A 17,377-nucleotide genomic window follows, 5' to 3' on the forward strand; every position below is an offset into this window, starting at 1 on the left:
TATTTTATGGTAAGCTAAGCATTACCAGGTTAATGTTTTGAACTCTGCTACGGCAGGTTTAAATAAATGGGGTTTTTGAATTGAGGAGGGTATTGATTATGTCGGAAGAAACTAAAAATCAAGAAGTAACAGAAGCAGCAACCCAAGATGAATTGGATTCATTCGTATCATTAAAAAAAGGCGATACTGTAAAAGGAACCATTGTCAAATTGGAAGATAACCAAGCTTATGTAAGTATTGGATATAAATATGACGGTGTAATTCCAGTTCGCGAACTTTCCTCTGTACAAGTGGATAATATCAGCGAAGCAGTAGAAGTTGGCCAAGAAGTGGAATGTAAAGTAGTTAGCATCGATGACGAGAAAGAGAAACTTGTTCTTTCTAAACGTGCAATCGACAGCGAAAATGCTTGGGAACAACTTGTTAAATACCAAGAGTCTGGTGAAGTATTTGAAGTTGTTGTTTCTGATGTCGTTAAAGGCGGCGTAGTAGCTGACGTTGGCATCCGTGGATTCATTCCTGCTTCTATGGTTGAGCGTCATTTTGTTGAAGATTTCAGTGATTACAAAGGCAAAACACTTCGCGTAAAAGTAAAAGAACTCGATCGTGAAGCAAACAAAGTAATCCTTTCTCAAAAAGATGTTCTGGATGCAGAACATGAAGTTAACAAACAAAAAGTGATTGCTGAACTTACAGAAGGACAACAAATTGAAGGTACTGTACAGCGCCTGACTCAATTTGGTGCTTTTGTTGATGTAGGCGGCGTTGACGGTCTTGTTCACGTATCCGAGATTGCTTGGAGCCATGTGGATAAACCATCTGACGTTCTTTCCGAAGGCGAAAAAGTGAATGTTAAAGTACTGAAAGTTGATCCTGAAAAAGGAAAAATCAGCCTAAGTATTAAAGCAGCACAACCAGGTCCTTGGGAAACTGCTACTGAGCAGTTTAAAACTGGCGATATCGTAACAGGTGTAGTAAAACGTCTGGTTCAATTTGGTGCTTTCGTAGAAATCGCTCCAGGTGTAGAAGGTCTGGTTCACATTTCCCAGATTTCTCACAAACACATCGGTACTCCGCATGAAGTACTGAAAGAAGGACAAGAAGTTCAAGTGAAAATTCTGGAACTGAACTCTGCTGAGCAACGTGCAAGCCTGAGCATCAAAGAAACAGAAGAAGCTCCTGCTGATGCAGCGCCTCGTGCTGAAAAATCCAGAAAATCACATGCACCACGTGAAGTAATCGACAACCCTAACGTTTCCATGAGCAACGAAGGACTAAGCGTTACACTTGGCGACCTTTTCGGTGATAAATTAAGTAAATTCAAATAATGAAGTCGCGTTAAGCTTATCTTCATACAGGCAACAAACAGGTTGCTAATCACGATTGGCGGACCCTTCGGGGTTCGCCGATTGTTGTTAGAACCTGTTTTTTGGATAAGGAAAGCATTAGCTTAATTATCTTTTTTTTGCTATGATGAAGCGTAAGAAGTGACAGGAGGAGTGTATTTTATGGCAAGACCCGTTGTGGCTATAGTCGGACGTCCGAATGTAGGGAAATCAACAATTTTTAACCGGATCATCGGCGACCGGTTGGCCATTGTGGAAGATAAACCGGGAATTACGCGTGACCGTTTGTATGGTGTGGCGGAATGGAACGGTAAACCTTTCAGTATTATTGATACGGGAGGAATCGAAATTGATGGTGAAGATATCATTCTGAGATCCATCCGTATGCAAGCAGAACTCGCTATTGAAGAAGCTGATGTTATCGTATTTATGTGTGATGCGATGACGGGAGTTACACAAGCTGATGAAGAGGTAGCTCAAATTCTGTACCGATCGGGTAAACCGATTATCGTTGCAGTTAATAAAGTAGACAATATGGGTCGAAGCGACCTCATTTATGAATTCTATTCTTTTGGGTTTGGTGATCCTATTGGCATCTCCGGAAGCCATGGTACAGGAATTGGTGACTTGCTTGATGCAATTGTTACTAATCTCCCTGAACTCGAGGAAGATGGGTACGATGAAGATGTAATCAGAGTTGCTCTCATCGGACGACCAAATGTAGGGAAATCATCGCTTGTCAATGCAATCCTTGGAGAAGAGCGCGTTATCGTAAGTGATATTGCGGGAACAACAAGAGATGCGATTGATACTCCGTTTGAAAAAGATGGTCAGCGTTATGTCCTTATTGACACGGCAGGTATGAGAAAACGTGGTAAGGTGTATGAAACGACTGAGAAATACAGCGTAATGCGCGCGATGCGTGCGATTGAACGTGCTGATGTAGTACTGATTGTCATTAATGGCGAAGAGGGAATCATTGATCAGGACAAGCATATTGCTGGTTACGCTTATGAAGCAGGTAAAGCTTCCTTATTCGTGGTGAACAAATGGGACGTTGTAGATAAAGACGACAAAACCATGCGTGAATTCGAAAAGAACATTCGGGATCATTTCCTGTTCATGACCTATGCACCGATTGTGTTCCTTTCTGCTAAAACTAAACAGCGCTTACAAAAATTGCTTCCTGTAGTACAGCATGTATCACAGCAGCATGTAATGCGTGTTCAGACCCATTTACTTAACGATGTTGTATCTGATGCAGTGGCTATTAATCCACCTCCAACAGACAAAGGAAGACGACTGCGTATTAACTATGTAACTCAAGTAGCAGTGAAGCCTCCTACAATTGTCGTTTTTGTAAATGATCCAGAACTGATGCACTTCTCTTATGAGCGATACCTTGAGAATAAAATACGTGCTGCTTTCAATTTTGAAGGTACACCTATTCGTATATTTACTCGGCGTAAGTCCGACGAAGGTTAGGGGAGAAACAATGTGATTTATGCTATCATGGCTATAATCATCAGCTATCTTCTAGGTTCCGTAAGCTTTAGCTTTTTGTTTGGTAAACTAACAAAAGGCATAGATATACGGGATCATGGAAGCGGCAATGCAGGCGCAACGAATACATTACGTGTCCTTGGAAAAGGACCGGCTATTCTTGTGCTTGTACTTGACGTTGCAAAAGGGGTCGCAGCGATATGGATCGGCAAATCGCTTGGCGGTGATTCACAGTGGGTTCCAGCTCTGTGTGGAGTCGCTGCCATTATTGGTCATAACTGGCCCGTATTTTTCCGTTTTCGTGGAGGGAAGGGGATTGCAACCGCCATTGGCGTACTTGCAACCCTTTGTTTCTTGCCAGCTTTATATGCGGGCATTATAGCGATTATGTGTATTGTAATCACAAGATACGTTTCCTTAGGTTCTTTAATTTTTGTATTCCTAACACCCTTGTTCTTATTTATCCTTCTTTATCCATGGCCTTTATTTTGGTGTAGTCTCATTATTTGTATACTTGCCTTCTGGAGGCATCGGACGAATATCATGAAACTGATGCGTGGGGAAGAAAATAAGCTGGGATCTCGTTCATCAAAAGGGGGTAAACGGGTTGTCTAACAAAGTAACGTTACTGGTAGCTGGAAGCTGGGGGACTGCACTGGCAAGTGTTCTTGCAGACAATGGCCATGATGTGTACATGTGGACACGAAGTAACGAGCAAGCCGCTGAGATCAATCAACAGCATACGAATGCTCGATACTTACCCGGTATTATCTTATCCGAACGGATTATGGCTACAAGTGATATGAAAGAAGCGGTAGATGACAGTCAGGCTATTATTATAGTAGCTCCTTCATCAGCGATGCGTTCCGTGGTACAACAGCTGAAGCCTTTTTACAAAAAAGGCACACTTATTGTACATGCGACGAAAGGATTCGAAACGGCCACTCTAAAAAGAATGTCTGTTGTCATTTCGGAGGAACTCGGCTGTCCTGAAGGAGATATTGTAGTGCTTTCAGGTCCGAGTCATGCGGAAGAAGTCGTTCAGAAAAAACCGACTACAACCGTGGTGGCATCTTTAAATGATGAACTTGCTAATCGTGCTAGAGATTTGTTCATGAATGTGAACTTTCGAGTATACACCAATCGAGATTTACTTGGGGTTGAACTAGCAGGTGCGTTTAAGAATATCATTGCTTTAGGTGCAGGAATGTCGGACGGTCTTGGATTTGGCGATAATGCCAAAGCAGCGATCATAACCCGCGGTCTTGCGGAGATTTCTCGTATTGGAGTTGAGATGGGGGCTAACCCGCTTACCTTTTCGGGACTCGCTGGCGTAGGGGATTTAGTCGTGACCGCAACAAGCAAGCATAGCCGTAACTGGCGTGCTGGATATGCGCTTGGACAAGGCAAACCGCTGCAAGAAGTATTAGATGCCATGGGTATGGTTGTGGAAGGAATTCGTACTACAGAAGCAGCTCATGCGATATCTCAAAAGTATAATGTCCAAATGCCGATCGCTGATCAGCTCTATAAAGTGCTTTTCACAGGCAAAGACAGCCGTACTGCGGTAGAAGCGCTGATGGGCCGCGATCCTAAGACAGAGATGGAAGTCATGAAACTCGAGACGTGGGAGCAGTGGCACACTTAGATTAATGGGCTCTTTTCTCATTTCTCCCGTTTCCATCACCCTTCGATAAGACAGCTCATATAATATGTTGAGTTTTTGTCTTAAGGAGGGGAATAAATGGCTGACAATATTTCTAAAGATGCTCTAAATGCAATTAATAAAAAGACGGGGAAGAAGATCTCGGAAGGCGCAGTGAAGAAGCTCGCTAGTACGGTGAAACCTTCTACTTTACAAAATGAGGATCAGCTGAGAACGCTGATCAAGCAAGTCTCTGCAATGGCAAAAATACCTGTTAGTGAAGAAACGATTCAGGAAATCGTCAATGCGATCAAGAAAAGCGGAATGAATCCGAGTAACATGGAAGCAATCATGAAAATGATGATGAAAAAGAAATAATAGATCTGTTGAGAAAGAGGTGTTTTACCTCTTTCTTGTAATGAAGAACAAAGATGGGCTTCTGCCTATAATCTTTGTTCTTTTTTCTTTTTACAAAGAGGAATGAGCAAGTTTTTCATGTTATAATCACTATATCTGAGAAAAGATGGGTAATTCATTATTTCCTGGGATCTATAGATGTATTGGAGGATGGAACATGGATGCAATGGACAAGATGTGGCTTTCGATTATCGCTGTTCTAATTATGGGATTGTCTGTCTTCTTGATTACTTTTGCACGTGCGAAGACAAAGGGTATAATAAAAGGAGTTTTATCTCTGCTTGCTTTTATAATTATGTTGGTCGGGCTTCTTAGTGGTCTAGTATCCATCATGTAATTATAACAAGGAAGTCTGAATTCATTATACGATTGGAGTCATGATAAGTGCTTGATACAGCTTTAAACGTCTTAGGTATGGCATGGAACCCGAAGCAATACAAATGGCTGTTAGGAGGAAGCTGCAGCCTTCTGTTGCAGGGAGTAGAGCTAACGGACCCACCAAATGATATTGATGTGTATGCTGATTTTGAAATCGCCAAACCATTACATAAAGAGATCAGTTCATATTCAGTCGATGAGCAGCGTCTTGATCGAAGCGGTACCTATACTTCTTTGCTCAGTCATTATCAGATCGGTGAAGCATCTTTAGAATTATCCGGAGGGTTTGAAATTTGTACATCAGACTCACTTTATCGAACAGATATTGCTTTTTTAATTCCTTATGCTCAGAAATATAAAATTCCGGGTACGCATCACTCCATTTTTATGACACCGCTGAGTCATGAGCTCATGTTTAATATCCTTCGTGAGCGGGCAGATCGATATGATCTTATAGCTAAGAAAATGAATGAGAATATAGAAGCTCATATCCCTTTATTAAAAGATCTGATTCGCCGTAATGTGTGGTCAGTAGCACATCTGGAGCATTTGGAGGATGTACTTGGAGTAAATGACGATTCACTACGAGAACAGGGTCAGCTCTGATACAGCTAGAATGTACGGACAGGCAGGGGGACAAGTGAATGAAGGTAACATTTTTACCAAGTGGCAAACAGGTTGAAGTGAAGCGGGGAGTTACCTTGCTTCAAGCAAGTCGTTTAGCGGGGATAACCATCCCTACAAGATGTGGAGGCAAGGCTGGATGTATGATGTGCAAAGTCGACGTACCAGAGGGAGAAGAATGTCATCTGAGTAAACCAGGGGGAGCTGAACGTAACAAGCTGGGCACATGGCTCGATCAGGGGACACGTCTAGCTTGTCAGGCTACAGTTCAGGACTCGGTCACAGTTCAAGTACCTGAGGACAAGCTAAAAGCAGCGATTCGTAAACAGCTCGAAAGACAAGCGGAAGAAGATACCCTGTGGTAAGATTCCTGAAAATGATAGCTAGATTCTAATAAAGGATGGGCTTAATTTATGAGGAACGTGTATGGAATCGTAAGAAAACAACGTGTTTTCCTATGTGCTGCTATGGCTGCGCTCATGTTATTACTGACGGGCTGTCTGCACACTTCAGGTGATAGTAACAAAGACGCGTGGGCTACGAATTATGATGGGAGTGTCTCGAGGGTTCAGAATGCAATGAATGCCTTTCAGGAATCTAACGGTATTTTGCCGATTATTACTGCTGGGCCAGAAGTCCCTAAATATGAGAAGTTTCGAATTGATTTGAGCAAACTTGAACGAGAGGGATATGTTGATGATATTCCAAAAACGGCCTTTGAGAAAGGCGGAAGTGCGTATTTTCTCGTTCAAAATGAAGAAGTCGATCCGATAGTCAAAGTAATGGATCTCATAACCGTTCAAAAAGTAACTCTAGTTCAGCGTCTAGTTGATTCTTATTATGCCTCTCACGGAACATGGCCAGCGAAGGAAGAAGTTTATCCAAACATTCATCTAGTGGATACAGAAGCCATCCAAAGTTCGGGAAACCGGATTGAAGATTTGGCAAGTGTGTACTCTGGTGAAATACTCCCTTACATCATAGACGCTGAAGGAACGGTTTATGCAGATTATGCTTTTGACATTATGCAGCTCATTGATCGAAAAGAAATAAAGCCGGAAGTATCTGAAGATTTAAGGAAATACCTAACGGAAGAGTCTCATTTTGTGCCTGTAAAATCACTTCCTTATGCGTGGAGTAATGGTCAACCTATTGCTGTTCTTACCCTTCCGTAATCATGGTCTAGCATTGATACCGTCCCTTTGAGGGGCGGTTTTTTTATATATTAGAGTCCCATTCGTCATAATTGATAGCTAGCATTCATATATTTAGTGTGGATGGTCTTTGAAGATAGTAAATCTTCTTAAAAAAGAGAGTGCTTCAAGATTAACCACCAAAAAAAATAGAAAAGACGTCATACTGCGCAGGTCATGTACATACTATGATACTAGTCCAAAAGCATGTACGAGTTACGCCGCTCATCTTTCTTTCATCAGAATGTGATATGTCGGCGGCGGACGACTTCCGGGCAATCGTTATAACTGCTCTACCGTTGCAGGGATTAACGTCTTCTGATTGAAAACGAAGCGGATGCTCTTTAGCATTTTTCCTTCGGAGTATGTTTAGGAGGGGATTTCATTTGGAAAAAGTAGACATTTTCAAAGACATTGCTGAGCGAACCGGTGGAGACATTTATCTCGGAGTAGTCGGTGCAGTTCGCACAGGAAAATCAACATTTATCAAACGATTTATGGAAACCATTGTTTTACCTAACATTACTAACGAGGCAGACAGAGTAAGGGCAATCGATGAACTTCCGCAAAGTGCAGCTGGAAAAACAATTATGACCACCGAACCTAAATTTGTTCCTAACAGTGCCGTACAGATTAAAGTAGCCGATGGCCTTGACGTTAATGTTCGTCTTGTGGATTGTGTAGGATATGCGGTTGAAGGAGCCAAAGGTTATGAAGATGAAAATGGCCCTCGCATGATTTCTACACCGTGGTTTGAAGAACCTATTCCTTTTCAAGAAGCAGCAGAGATTGGGACACGAAAAGTCATTCAGGAACATTCTACACTCGGTGTAGTGGTTACGACAGATGGTACGATTGCGGAGATTGCACGTGAATCCTATGTGGAATCCGAAGAAAGAGTCATCGCTGAACTGAAAGAAGTAGGTAAACCTTTTGTTCTCATCATAAACTCAACAAAGCCTAAGGGCGAAGAAGCATTGCAACTTCGTGCTGAACTTGCTGAAAAATATGATGTACCTGTCATGACGTTAAGTGCTGCAACAATGACAGAAGAGGATGTTACAGGTGTACTTCGAGAGGTATTATATGAATTCCCGGTTCACGAGGTAAATGTAAATTTACCAAGCTGGGTTATGGTGCTGAATGAAAATCACTGGCTGCGTGCAAGTTACGAGAACTCGGTTCGGGATACGGTAAAAGATATTCGCAGATTAAGAGATGTGGATCACGTGGTGTCTCAGTTCATGGAATATGAGTTTATTGAAAGAGCAGGACTGAGTGGAATGAATATGGGGCAAGGTGTTGCGGAGATTGATCTCTATGCACCAGATGAGCTTTATGATCAAATTTTATATGAAGTAGTGGGAATTGAGATCAGAGGTAAGGATCATCTCTTGCAATTGATGCAGGATTTCTCCCACGCTAAAAAAGAATATGACCGTTTTGCAGAAGCACTAGAAATGGTCAAAACAACAGGTTACGGAATTGCTGCTCCATCGCTGGCTGAAATGGCTTTGGATGAACCTGAGCTTATCCGTCAAGGAACAAGATTTGGAGTTAGACTGAAAGCGACAGCACCATCGATCCACATGATTCGTGTCGATGTAGAGTCTGAATTTGCACCGATCATTGGTACAGAGAAACAGAGTGAGGAACTGGTCCGATATCTCATGCAGGATTTCGAGAATGATCCAATCAAAGTATGGGATTCAGATATGTTTGGTCGTTCCCTGCATTCCATTGTAAGGGAAGGTATTCAAGGTAAAATCGCCATGATGCCGGATAATGCAAGGTATAAACTCCAAGAGACTCTTGGACGAATTATTAACGAAGGTTCTGGCGGACTTATAGCAATCATATTGTAATTCATGGCCTGGCCCATAGATTTACCACCAAAATAACCGTAAGGGTATCTCCCTTTCGGTTATTTTGTGTATCTTAGCTCGCTACCAAAATAGGGGAAATAAGCAAATAGTAGTGTGACTTTTTATCAATTTTGACCCAAGAACGGTGATTCTACTTGAAATTGTGTTCTGACTGTATTACTATAAACCTTGTTCCGCTTGAGGATATAGATTCTCTTGAAGTAACAAAAGAAGAATTGGGTCTCATGCGGAGAAAGTTTGAACCTATGAACAATATCATTGGGAATAGGTATATCTTATGTATATTTTGTGATGAAATGGGAACAAAGTATAACACTTAGATAATAATCTCAGGAGGTGAATTGACTTGAATAAATCTGATCTGATCACACAAGTAGCTGAATCTACTGAATTGCCTAAGAAAGATGTGACTAAAGCGGTTGATGCCGTTTTTGAAGCTATTTCTGAAGCATTGCAAAAAGGTGACAAAGTACAACTCGTTGGTTTTGGTAACTTTGAAGTACGCGAGCGTTCTGCACGTAAAGGACGTAACCCGCAAACAGGTGAGGAAATCGAAATTCCAGCGAGCAAAATTCCTGCTTTTAAACCAGGTAAAGCGCTCAAAGACGGAATCAAATAAGATTTCTACATACTCTTATGTAATCGAAAAGTCCGTGAATTCGTTCACGGCTTTTTTCTTTTTATTAGGAAGGGGTGAAGTTCATGGAAGGTCCGATCAACAACGGAGATTATATCGTGATCAAGGCAAAAGAAAACGGTGTTCATGTCATTGGTTTGACACGAGGTCATGATACCCGGTTCCACCATACGGAGAAGCTCGATCAGGGTGAAGTTCTCATCGCACAATTTACAGATCATACCTCTGCTATTAAAATTCGCGGCAAAGCAGAAGTCATGACAAAACACGGTGTTATTGAATCAGATTAATAAGAAGAACGGGATATCAGAATCCCATCTTCATTTTAAAAAGCAGGCATAGCCTGTTTTTTTCGTTGTACAATAGAGTATGGGCCTTCTGTTTGATGTTTACACTAAGAAGGACAGGAGGTCTATCTATTGAAAAAAAGAAGAGTATTACCCCTTGTTCTCGTCATGTCACTTGGTGCAGTGGTGCTTTTGTCCACGTTTGTTACGGGGCAAAGTGCGAAGTGGATAGCAGAAGAATCAAAAGAAGTCCTTTCGGCAAATGAACAATTAACACTAACTGATAAAAATTTGGTTGACGCTTTACATGATCTTTCTTTACATACGCCGATCAGTAAAGTGAAATGGAGTGAAAATGTGCTGACTCTGGACCTTAAAGCAACAGGGAACTCCATCATACCTTCCGACATTTATATAGATATTGCTAGTATCGCATCCTTTTCGATGGAACGAACGAACAACGTAAATCAGCTTATGCTCCGCGTGCTTGCGGAAGATGAATGGGCAGGGAAGAGGCATTTACTTCTCTCTGCAGATATAAAACGCACGGAATGGAATAGAGAAGCGTTGATGAAGTTAAGAGAATGGAAAAATTGGGCATTGCCTGATGAACTGATTCAAAGGTTTCATATGACAGAGACAAATCTGTGGCGTGAGCAGTTTATTTCCTCTGAAAACGGTTATTGATGCCTGTGCGGGCATAAGAAACATATGTTATAATAGATAAGATTGTGACGAAGATGATTGAATATTTTTGAATGAACGCTCGGAGGATTTATAATGATTTCATACCGCGTAGCAAATCTTGCAAAAAAATATACGGATTATGATATGATACAGCGGCATACGGATTTGCCGACGTTTCCTAATAGCCGTGTACAATTGCTTTACACGTTTTTGAACCAAGGGCAGAGACATTCAGTTGAGGACAGCGAACTCTTTTCCTTAGTTACAGCACTTGTACAAATGGGACTAGATACGCATGAAATGATTGATGTTCAGGAAGAAAATCTTGGAGAGCAGGATATGCGTTCTCGTCAGTTAAAAGTGCTTGGAGGCGATTTTTTTAGTTCGCGGTTTTATCAATTGCTAGCGCAAGCCGGTCATATATCGGTTATTGCATCGTTAAGTGATGGGATCTGCCGATTAAATGAACGGAAAATGAGCCTTTATGACCGAATGAAGAAACAAAAGGTTTCCTCCGAAGAATATGTGCAAGAATCGGTACAGCTGAAGAAGCAGCTGTTTCTTTCTTTTCAGAACATAATTTCGGAAGAGCAAGCTGAGCTATATGACCGGCTTCTAACGTCGATTAGTCTTTTGGATACGCTTGTTGAAGAACGAGAACTTGCAAACGATGTTGAACGTTCAAAATCAAGATTCGCTTATTTACATGTTTATGAGAATGAAACTTCGGATGTACGCTCTACCTTGGCAAAAGGGATGGTTACGCCGTCCGAGTGGAATGAACTGATTAGTAAGCATAAAACAATCGAAGTGCTGACGAAGAAGATAGATCAGTCCGTACTTTCGGTTCAAGGTTTATTAGAGAATCATGTGCACGATCATGTGCTTTGTGAAGAACTAAAGACCCTCTTAGAACCCTATTTCTTATATAGGGCGAGTGCATAAGTTTATTGTTCGATAATGAAAAGTGAATAAAGGTGGTATTTATACATGCAGCATGGGGGGAACAAGCCGAAGGAACAGTACGTCCATTCGGTTTTTCAGAGTATTGCTGGTAAGTATGATGTAATGAATGACACGCTTAGCTTTAGACGGCATAAGGCCTGGCGCAAATTTACAATGAAAAAAATGAATGTACAGCCTGGACAAACAGCACTCGATGTCTGCTGTGGTACATGTGACTGGACGCTCGCACTTGCAGAAGCAAGTGAAACGGGTCACATCGAAGGACTTGATTTTAGCAGCAATATGCTGGAAGTAGGTCAGCGTAAAGTTGAAAAACTAGGCCGTAAACAGCAGATTACGCTGGTTCAAGGTAATGCGATGAGTTTGCCTTATGAAGATAATAGCTTTGATTACGTAACGATTGGCTTCGGTCTTCGTAATGTGCCGGATATCAAACAAGTATTAAACGAAATGCAACGTGTAGTAAAACCAGGAGGGAAGGTCGTCTGTCTGGAACTTTCCAAACCTACCTGGCAGCCGTTTAAAGGTTTGTATTATTTTTATTTCAGAAATATGCTCCCTTTTATTGCCAAGCTGTTAGCGAAGCGTTATGAACAGTACAAATGGTTACCTGACTCCCTTATGATGTTTCCTGGAAGAGCGGAACTCGAACAGATTTTCAAAGAGACCGGCTTACAAAACGTCACTTCCTTTGCCTTGACGGGCGGAATAGCAGCATTACATATCGGGATCAAGGAGAGTCAGCATGTTTAAGAAAATTGGTATATTTCTAGAAATGATTAAAATTGAGCACACGCTGTTTGCATTGCCTTTTGCATTTATGGGTGCTGTGCTTGGATCGACAGAAATAAATGGCCATCTACCGAGTTGGGCTCAGATTGGCTGGGTACTGCTCGCTATGATTGGTGCGCGCAGCGCCGCTTTCGGACTCAATCGGATGATAGACCGTGTGATTGACGCGAAGAACCCTAGAACGGCTGGACGAGCCATTCCAGCAGGGCTTCTCAGAATTAGTGAAGTTGTTATTTTTGTAATTATCTCTTTTATTTTATTATTTTGGGCAGCATCACAGCTTAATCCGCTTTCGGTAAAACTTCTTCCGATTGCTGTATTTATGCTCGTTATTTACTCTTATACAAAACGGTTTACATGGGCTTGCCATATCGTACTAGGTTTTACTATTGCCCTTGCTCCGCTTGGCGGATGGGTCGCAGTAACAGGTGAAATTAACCTGAGCAGTCTTGTGCTTTTTGTAGCTGCCGCTTTTTGGACAGCTGGTTTTGATATTATTTATGCGTGCCAGGATATTGAATTTGATAGAGAAGAAGGCGTGTACTCCATTCCTTCGCGTTTTGGTATCGCTGGGGCATTGACTATTGCAAAAGTATTTCACCTCATTACCGCAGTTGGATTTATTGGCTTATTCTTTATTACAGGTTTAAGCTGGATTTATGCAGTAGGAATCTTGATCTCTTGTGCGCTGCTCGTTTATGAGCATTACATTGTGACACCGAGTGATCTAAGTCGTTTACAGACAGCTTTCTTTACTCTGAACAGTGTAGTCAGCATTGTAATCTTTGTCTTTACTTTGATTGATGTGGTGGTGTTTTAACTTGACAGCAAATCGGTTGAAAAGACTTGCCGTAGGTATTACAGGGGCAAGCGGCAGTATATACGGAATACGGCTGATTGAAACTTTACTTGATCAGGCCTATGAAGTGCACCTTGTCGTATCAAATGCAGGCTGGCGTGTCATAAAAGAAGAACTAGGCTGGAACGTTACGGACCGGGAAGGGATTTTGAACGAGAAGTTCGGGAGCCGTCCCGGTTCTCTTGTTTATCATCCCGTAAATGACATCGGGGCTTCGATCGCAAGCGGGTCATTTTTAATGGACGGGATGATCATTATGCCATGTTCCATGGGTACCTTATCAGCCATTGCTCACGGAGCCTCGGATAATCTGATGGCTCGCGCGGCAGATGTAATGATGAAAGAGGGCCGTTCTTTAGTTTTGGTTCCGAGAGAGACGCCGCTTCATGCGATACATCTCGAAAATATGTTGAAGCTCTCTCGCCTTGGAGTCAAAATGATTCCTGCGATGCCGGCCTTTTATTACCATCCCAAAACGATGGATGATTTAATTAATTTCCTTGTTGGGAAAGTACTAGATACTCTTCATATAGAGCATGAACTGTTTACGAGATGGGGGGAGACAACTTGAATACACACAACAAAACCGTTCTCGGTAAGATTAGTTATACCAATGCTTGGCCTATCTTTCATTACTTTGATCCCAAGAAACTTACCCATCCAGTCGAGATGGTCACAGAAGTCCCCGCTGTACTAAATCAAAGAATACATGAAGGTACACTTGATCTGAGTGCGATGTCTTCTTTTGCTTATGGTATGGAATCAAAACGTCTAATGGTGTTGCCAGATATATCGGTCAGCAGTAAAGGCGAAGTGAAATCGATTTTACTTTTTAGTAAAAAGAAAATAGAAGATCTAGGTAGTGGAACAATCGCTCTGACAAATACGTCGGCTACTTCTGTGAATTTATTGAAAATACTACTGACGAAGTTTTACAAATTGAGTCCAGCGTATATTTCGCTGGAACCGGATCTGCCCTCTATGATGGAGCATGCAGATGCAGCTTTATTGATTGGCGATTCTGCGATACAGGCATCTTGGACAGATCATGGCTATTATGTGTATGATCTGGGCGAGAGATGGTTTCATTTCACGAACCAAAGTATGACTTTTGCGGTATGGGCTGTTTCATCCGATTATGCAAACTGTCATAGTGAAGTGATTCATGAGATCTCAGATGCTTTTATATCAAGTAAAGCAAAGATTTTGCAAGAACTTACTCCGGTTATAGATGAAGCGATACAAAAAATCGGAGGAACGAAATCTTATTGGTATGATTATTTTACGAATTTATGTTACGATTTTGGTGAAAATGAGTTGCAGGGTCTGCAACTGTATTTCCGTTATGCACATGAGCTTGGTCTCATGGAGCATGAGGTCCGGCTGGATCTCTGGAATGAGAATAAGCTGATACGGGTGACGGAATGAAACTACTGGATATTTTGACTGAACTAAAAAAAGATATGAAGTACATCGAGAAAGAATTGTATAAAAGTGTGGAAACGGATCAGAAGCTACTTGATGAGACTTCTTTACACTTGCTGAAAGCGGGCGGAAAAAGGCTGCGTCCCGTCTTTGTTTTGCTGGGCGGTAAATTCGGAACCTATGATATTGAAGTGCTCAAACATATCGCTGTTCCGCTAGAACTCATTCATTCTTCTTCTCTTGTACATGATGATGTGATTGATAACGCGAAGACGCGTCGCGGACAATTGACTGTGAAATCCAAATGGGATAATCGAATTGCGATGTACACAGGAGATTACATTTATGCAAGAGCAATGCTCATGATTACGGAACTTCCGAATCCGCTGATTCATCAGACCATGGCAAAAGCGATGGTTCAGATGACCATTGGTGAAATGGAACAAATCCGGGATTTCTTCAATACGGATCAGAGCATTCGAAATTACTTACTTCGCATTCGCCGGAAGACGGCTTTACTGATTGCGATCAGTTGCCAACTTGGAGCCGTGGCTGCGGGAGCTTCCAGTGATATTTGTAGACGCTTATACAGCTATGGTTACAATGTGGGGATGGCATTTCAAATTCAGGATGACCTGCTGGACCTTAGAGGAACAGAGAAACAGCTTGGTAAACCGCCGGGAAGTGATATGCTTCAAGGTAACATTACAATACCCGTCATTTATGCGTTACAGGATGAGAAGATTAGACCCGATTTGTTGCAGCTGATTGCTAACATTCGTGATGGGAATGATATGGGTAGTGTTCGTGCTGCAGTGGGTATGATTAAAGAGAGTGCGGGAATGACTAAAGCGGAGGAGCTTGCTGACCGATATATGAATAAAGCTCTTGATGCCTTGGAAGGACTTCCTGACATCAAGACAAAGAAAAATTTGCGGGATATCGCTCACTTTGTCGTAAAACGTTCATATTAATCAGGCAGGAAGATGTTCTCACTAAGTCGAAAGCTTACCAAAGCAGTGCATTCATAACTAAGCCTGGAGGAGAATACACATGGAACGTACTTTTTTGATGGTGAAACCAGATGGCGTACAACGTGGACTAATCGGACGAATTGTAAGTCGCTTTGAAGATAAGGGTTTTAAACTGGTTGCAGGTAAATTCGTACAGATGACTGAAGAACAAGCAAAACGTCATTATGCGGAGCATGAAGGCAAGCCTTTCTTTGATGAACTCGTGTCCTTTATTACTTCAGGCCCGGTCTTTGCCATGGTATGGGAAGGCGAAGATGTGATTGAACTTGCTCGGGTGGTCATTGGGAAAACCAAAGTGAAAGAGGCGCTCCCTGGAACGATTCGCGGGGATTTTGCGGCAGTTACTCCGCATAATCTAATTCATGGTGCTGATTCTCCTGAAAGTGCAGCTCGTGAGCTTTCTAACTTCTTTAATGAGGCTGAACTGGTATCTTACAGTAAAACGATTGCTGCCTGGACATAAACGAGTGATCTTTCCGTAAGAAGGAAGGAATCAAATGTCACTGCTTGAAAAAGGTACGGAACAGGATGACTATGTTCTGTTTATTCATAAGATCAAGACAGCTACTGGAATTGATCTTGCTCAGTATAAAGAAGCTCAAATGAAGCGGCGGTTGACTACCCTTAGGTTAAGACATGGGTACGATTCTTTTGCCGCTTTTTTTGAAGGGATGGAACAGAATAAAGCACTTTTTCTAGATTTTCTAGATCGAATGACGATTAATGTGTCTGAATTTTGGAGGAATCGGAATCGGTGGGAAGTACTGCAAAACACATTGCTTCCTTCCCTTACTTCCCATCTTCCGCTTAAAGTATGGAGTGCTGCTTGTTCTACGGGAGAAGAGCCTTATACACTGGCAATGATTCTTGATACGGCTGGTTTGCTTTCAAGTAGTAAAATTATAGCCACTGACATTGATGATGGGGCTTTGGCGAGGGCACAGCAAGGTACATATTTGGAACGTTCCTTAAAGGAAGTTCCTGAGCAGGTAGTCAAAAAATACTTCATACCTGAGGGATTGCATTATAAAATCGATCCTAAACTTGCGGCAGCTGTCCATTTTAGTAAACAAAACTTGCTAATGGATTCCTTTGAGGACGGGTTTGATTTGATTGTGTGCCGAAATGTGATGATCTATTTTACAGAAGAAGCGAAGCATGTGCTTTATCAGAAATTTGCAAATGCACTTCGTCCTGGCGGGATTTTATTTGTGGGAAGTACGGAACAAATTTTCTCACCGGGAGAGTACGGCCTTGAAGGAGCAGAGACATTTTTCTATCGTAAAAAATAAATGCATAAAAAACAGCTAGAATGTCTCATACTGTAGCAATCAGATAGGATGGATAGATCTGGAGGCGAACGTTATGGATAAGCGAGTTGTAATTACTGCCTACCGGCAGGGAACGATTAGCATTTTGGAATGTGCACAGATTCTTGGACTCGATCCTTCTCAAATGAGACAGGTCCTTGGCAGCATAAAGCCTGATATTAATCTGCAAAACACCAAGGGATCAAGGCAAACCAGTCTGATGGGAAGTAAGTAAAAGTCAACGATAAAAAAACACGCAGATTCATAAATTTGAATCTGCGTGTTTTTTTATGAATGAGAACATTTCTTGTCAAAGATAACATGCTATACTATAATGATCAAAGATTAAGGATTTTAGCAGTTTAAAGCTTAACAGTATAAAGGGGGA

General features: G+C 41.8%; 22 protein-coding genes. All 22 read left to right on the forward strand.

Going from position 1 to position 17,377, the window contains the following annotated elements:
- Positions 1–98: 98 nt before the first annotated feature.
- Positions 99–1,328: a 30S ribosomal protein S1 gene (gene rpsA / locus H9647_RS08110; RefSeq protein ID WP_191799230.1), complete on the forward strand. Its 1,230-nt coding sequence runs from the start codon at positions 99–101 to the stop codon at positions 1,326–1,328.
- Positions 1,329–1,508: 180 nt separating this feature from the next.
- On the forward strand, positions 1,509–2,831 hold the full coding sequence (gene der / locus H9647_RS08115; protein ID WP_191799231.1) for a ribosome biogenesis GTPase Der: 1,323 nt from the start codon (positions 1,509–1,511) through the stop codon (positions 2,829–2,831).
- A 12-nt stretch (positions 2,832–2,843) separates the two neighbouring features.
- Positions 2,844–3,464, forward strand: a complete 621-nt coding sequence (gene plsY / locus H9647_RS08120; RefSeq protein ID WP_191799232.1) for a glycerol-3-phosphate 1-O-acyltransferase PlsY — start codon at positions 2,844–2,846, stop codon at positions 3,462–3,464.
- Entirely contained in the window at positions 3,457–4,497 is a 1,041-nt protein-coding gene (locus H9647_RS08125; protein ID WP_191799233.1) for an NAD(P)H-dependent glycerol-3-phosphate dehydrogenase, read from the forward strand. Before plsY ends, H9647_RS08125 begins: the two co-directional genes overlap by 8 nt.
- A 96-nt stretch (positions 4,498–4,593) precedes the next feature.
- Positions 4,594–4,872 carry a stage VI sporulation protein F gene (locus H9647_RS08130; RefSeq protein WP_191799234.1) on the forward strand — a complete coding sequence of 93 codons (279 nt, stop codon included), beginning with the start codon at positions 4,594–4,596 and terminating at the stop codon, positions 4,870–4,872.
- Between the two features lie 196 nt (positions 4,873–5,068).
- A complete protein-coding gene (locus H9647_RS08135) occupies positions 5,069–5,248 on the forward strand; it encodes a DUF2768 family protein (RefSeq protein WP_191799235.1) in 180 nt (59 codons plus the stop codon).
- A 47-nt stretch (positions 5,249–5,295) separates the two neighbouring features.
- The gene (locus H9647_RS08140) at positions 5,296–5,895 is read left to right on the forward strand and encodes a hypothetical protein (RefSeq protein ID WP_191799236.1); all 600 of its coding nucleotides are present in this window, start codon (positions 5,296–5,298) and stop codon (positions 5,893–5,895) included.
- A 38-nt stretch (positions 5,896–5,933) separates the two neighbouring features.
- Positions 5,934–6,278 carry a 2Fe-2S iron-sulfur cluster-binding protein gene (locus H9647_RS08145; RefSeq protein WP_191799237.1) on the forward strand — a complete coding sequence of 115 codons (345 nt, stop codon included), beginning with the start codon at positions 5,934–5,936 and terminating at the stop codon, positions 6,276–6,278.
- Between the two features lie 48 nt (positions 6,279–6,326).
- Positions 6,327–7,088, forward strand: a complete 762-nt coding sequence (locus tag H9647_RS08150) for a hypothetical protein (protein ID WP_191799238.1) — start codon at positions 6,327–6,329, stop codon at positions 7,086–7,088.
- A 404-nt stretch (positions 7,089–7,492) separates the two neighbouring features.
- Positions 7,493–8,971 (forward strand): stage IV sporulation protein A, encoded by a 1,479-nt coding sequence (gene spoIVA / locus H9647_RS08155; RefSeq protein WP_191799239.1) that lies wholly within the window; start codon positions 7,493–7,495, stop codon positions 8,969–8,971.
- Positions 8,972–9,338: 367 nt separating this feature from the next.
- Positions 9,339–9,611: an HU family DNA-binding protein gene (locus H9647_RS08160; RefSeq protein ID WP_191799240.1), complete on the forward strand. Its 273-nt coding sequence runs from the start codon at positions 9,339–9,341 to the stop codon at positions 9,609–9,611.
- Between the two features lie 83 nt (positions 9,612–9,694).
- Positions 9,695–9,919: a trp RNA-binding attenuation protein MtrB gene (gene mtrB, locus H9647_RS08165; protein ID WP_191799241.1), complete on the forward strand. Its 225-nt coding sequence runs from the start codon at positions 9,695–9,697 to the stop codon at positions 9,917–9,919.
- A gap of 129 nt (positions 9,920–10,048) precedes the next feature.
- On the forward strand, positions 10,049–10,603 hold the full coding sequence (locus H9647_RS08170) for a hypothetical protein (RefSeq protein WP_191799242.1): 555 nt from the start codon (positions 10,049–10,051) through the stop codon (positions 10,601–10,603).
- A 93-nt stretch (positions 10,604–10,696) separates the two neighbouring features.
- Positions 10,697–11,548 (forward strand): heptaprenyl diphosphate synthase component 1, encoded by an 852-nt coding sequence (locus H9647_RS08175; protein WP_191799243.1) that lies wholly within the window; start codon positions 10,697–10,699, stop codon positions 11,546–11,548.
- A gap of 45 nt (positions 11,549–11,593) precedes the next feature.
- On the forward strand, positions 11,594–12,322 hold the full coding sequence (locus H9647_RS08180) for a demethylmenaquinone methyltransferase (protein ID WP_191799244.1): 729 nt from the start codon (positions 11,594–11,596) through the stop codon (positions 12,320–12,322).
- Positions 12,315–13,181, forward strand: a complete 867-nt coding sequence (locus H9647_RS08185; RefSeq protein ID WP_191799245.1) for a UbiA-like polyprenyltransferase — start codon at positions 12,315–12,317, stop codon at positions 13,179–13,181. Before H9647_RS08180 ends, H9647_RS08185 begins: the two co-directional genes overlap by 8 nt.
- Position 13,182: 1 nt before the next feature.
- Positions 13,183–13,791: a UbiX family flavin prenyltransferase gene (locus tag H9647_RS08190; protein ID WP_225229128.1), complete on the forward strand. Its 609-nt coding sequence runs from the start codon at positions 13,183–13,185 to the stop codon at positions 13,789–13,791.
- Positions 13,773–14,648 (forward strand): menaquinone biosynthetic enzyme MqnA/MqnD family protein, encoded by an 876-nt coding sequence (locus H9647_RS08195; protein WP_191799247.1) that lies wholly within the window; start codon positions 13,773–13,775, stop codon positions 14,646–14,648. The genes H9647_RS08190 and H9647_RS08195 overlap by 19 nt, the downstream gene beginning before the upstream one ends.
- Positions 14,645–15,619 (forward strand): polyprenyl synthetase family protein, encoded by a 975-nt coding sequence (locus H9647_RS08200; RefSeq protein ID WP_191799248.1) that lies wholly within the window; start codon positions 14,645–14,647, stop codon positions 15,617–15,619. The genes H9647_RS08195 and H9647_RS08200 overlap by 4 nt, the downstream gene beginning before the upstream one ends.
- A gap of 79 nt (positions 15,620–15,698) precedes the next feature.
- Positions 15,699–16,142 (forward strand): nucleoside-diphosphate kinase, encoded by a 444-nt coding sequence (ndk, locus tag H9647_RS08205; protein ID WP_191799249.1) that lies wholly within the window; start codon positions 15,699–15,701, stop codon positions 16,140–16,142.
- A 34-nt stretch (positions 16,143–16,176) separates the two neighbouring features.
- Positions 16,177–16,971 (forward strand): CheR family methyltransferase, encoded by a 795-nt coding sequence (locus tag H9647_RS08210; protein WP_191799250.1) that lies wholly within the window; start codon positions 16,177–16,179, stop codon positions 16,969–16,971.
- A 73-nt stretch (positions 16,972–17,044) separates the two neighbouring features.
- Complete coding sequence (locus H9647_RS08215) at positions 17,045–17,224, forward strand: hypothetical protein (protein WP_191799479.1); 180 nt, start codon at positions 17,045–17,047, stop codon at positions 17,222–17,224.
- The last annotated feature ends 153 nt before the right edge of the window (positions 17,225–17,377 follow it).

Source organism: Paenibacillus gallinarum (genome assembly GCF_014836635.1).
In the GTDB taxonomy this organism is placed as follows: domain Bacteria; phylum Bacillota; class Bacilli; order Paenibacillales; family Paenibacillaceae; genus Paenibacillus; species Paenibacillus gallinarum.

Bases quoted from the DNA above. Each gene is read 5' to 3' on its own strand.
- rpsA (WP_191799230.1), top strand. From the start codon at position 99: ATGTCGGAAGAAACTAAAAATCAAGAAGTAACAGAAGCAGCAACCCAA.
- der (WP_191799231.1), top strand. From the start codon at position 1,509: ATGGCAAGACCCGTTGTGGCTATAGTCGGACGTCCGAATGTAGGGAAA.
- H9647_RS08130 (WP_191799234.1), top strand. From the start codon at position 4,594: ATGGCTGACAATATTTCTAAAGATGCTCTAAATGCAATTAATAAAAAG.
- H9647_RS08135 (WP_191799235.1), top strand. From the start codon at position 5,069: ATGGATGCAATGGACAAGATGTGGCTTTCGATTATCGCTGTTCTAATT.
- H9647_RS08145 (WP_191799237.1), top strand. From the start codon at position 5,934: ATGAAGGTAACATTTTTACCAAGTGGCAAACAGGTTGAAGTGAAGCGG.
- H9647_RS08150 (WP_191799238.1), top strand. From the start codon at position 6,327: ATGAGGAACGTGTATGGAATCGTAAGAAAACAACGTGTTTTCCTATGT.
- mtrB (WP_191799241.1), top strand. From the start codon at position 9,695: ATGGAAGGTCCGATCAACAACGGAGATTATATCGTGATCAAGGCAAAA.
- H9647_RS08175 (WP_191799243.1), top strand. From the start codon at position 10,697: ATGATTTCATACCGCGTAGCAAATCTTGCAAAAAAATATACGGATTAT.
- H9647_RS08180 (WP_191799244.1), top strand. From the start codon at position 11,594: ATGCAGCATGGGGGGAACAAGCCGAAGGAACAGTACGTCCATTCGGTT.
- H9647_RS08185 (WP_191799245.1), top strand. From the start codon at position 12,315: ATGTTTAAGAAAATTGGTATATTTCTAGAAATGATTAAAATTGAGCAC.
- H9647_RS08195 (WP_191799247.1), top strand. From the start codon at position 13,773: ATGGGGGGAGACAACTTGAATACACACAACAAAACCGTTCTCGGTAAG.
- H9647_RS08200 (WP_191799248.1), top strand. From the start codon at position 14,645: ATGAAACTACTGGATATTTTGACTGAACTAAAAAAAGATATGAAGTAC.
- ndk (WP_191799249.1), top strand. From the start codon at position 15,699: ATGGAACGTACTTTTTTGATGGTGAAACCAGATGGCGTACAACGTGGA.
- H9647_RS08210 (WP_191799250.1), top strand. From the start codon at position 16,177: ATGTCACTGCTTGAAAAAGGTACGGAACAGGATGACTATGTTCTGTTT.
- H9647_RS08215 (WP_191799479.1), top strand. From the start codon at position 17,045: ATGGATAAGCGAGTTGTAATTACTGCCTACCGGCAGGGAACGATTAGC.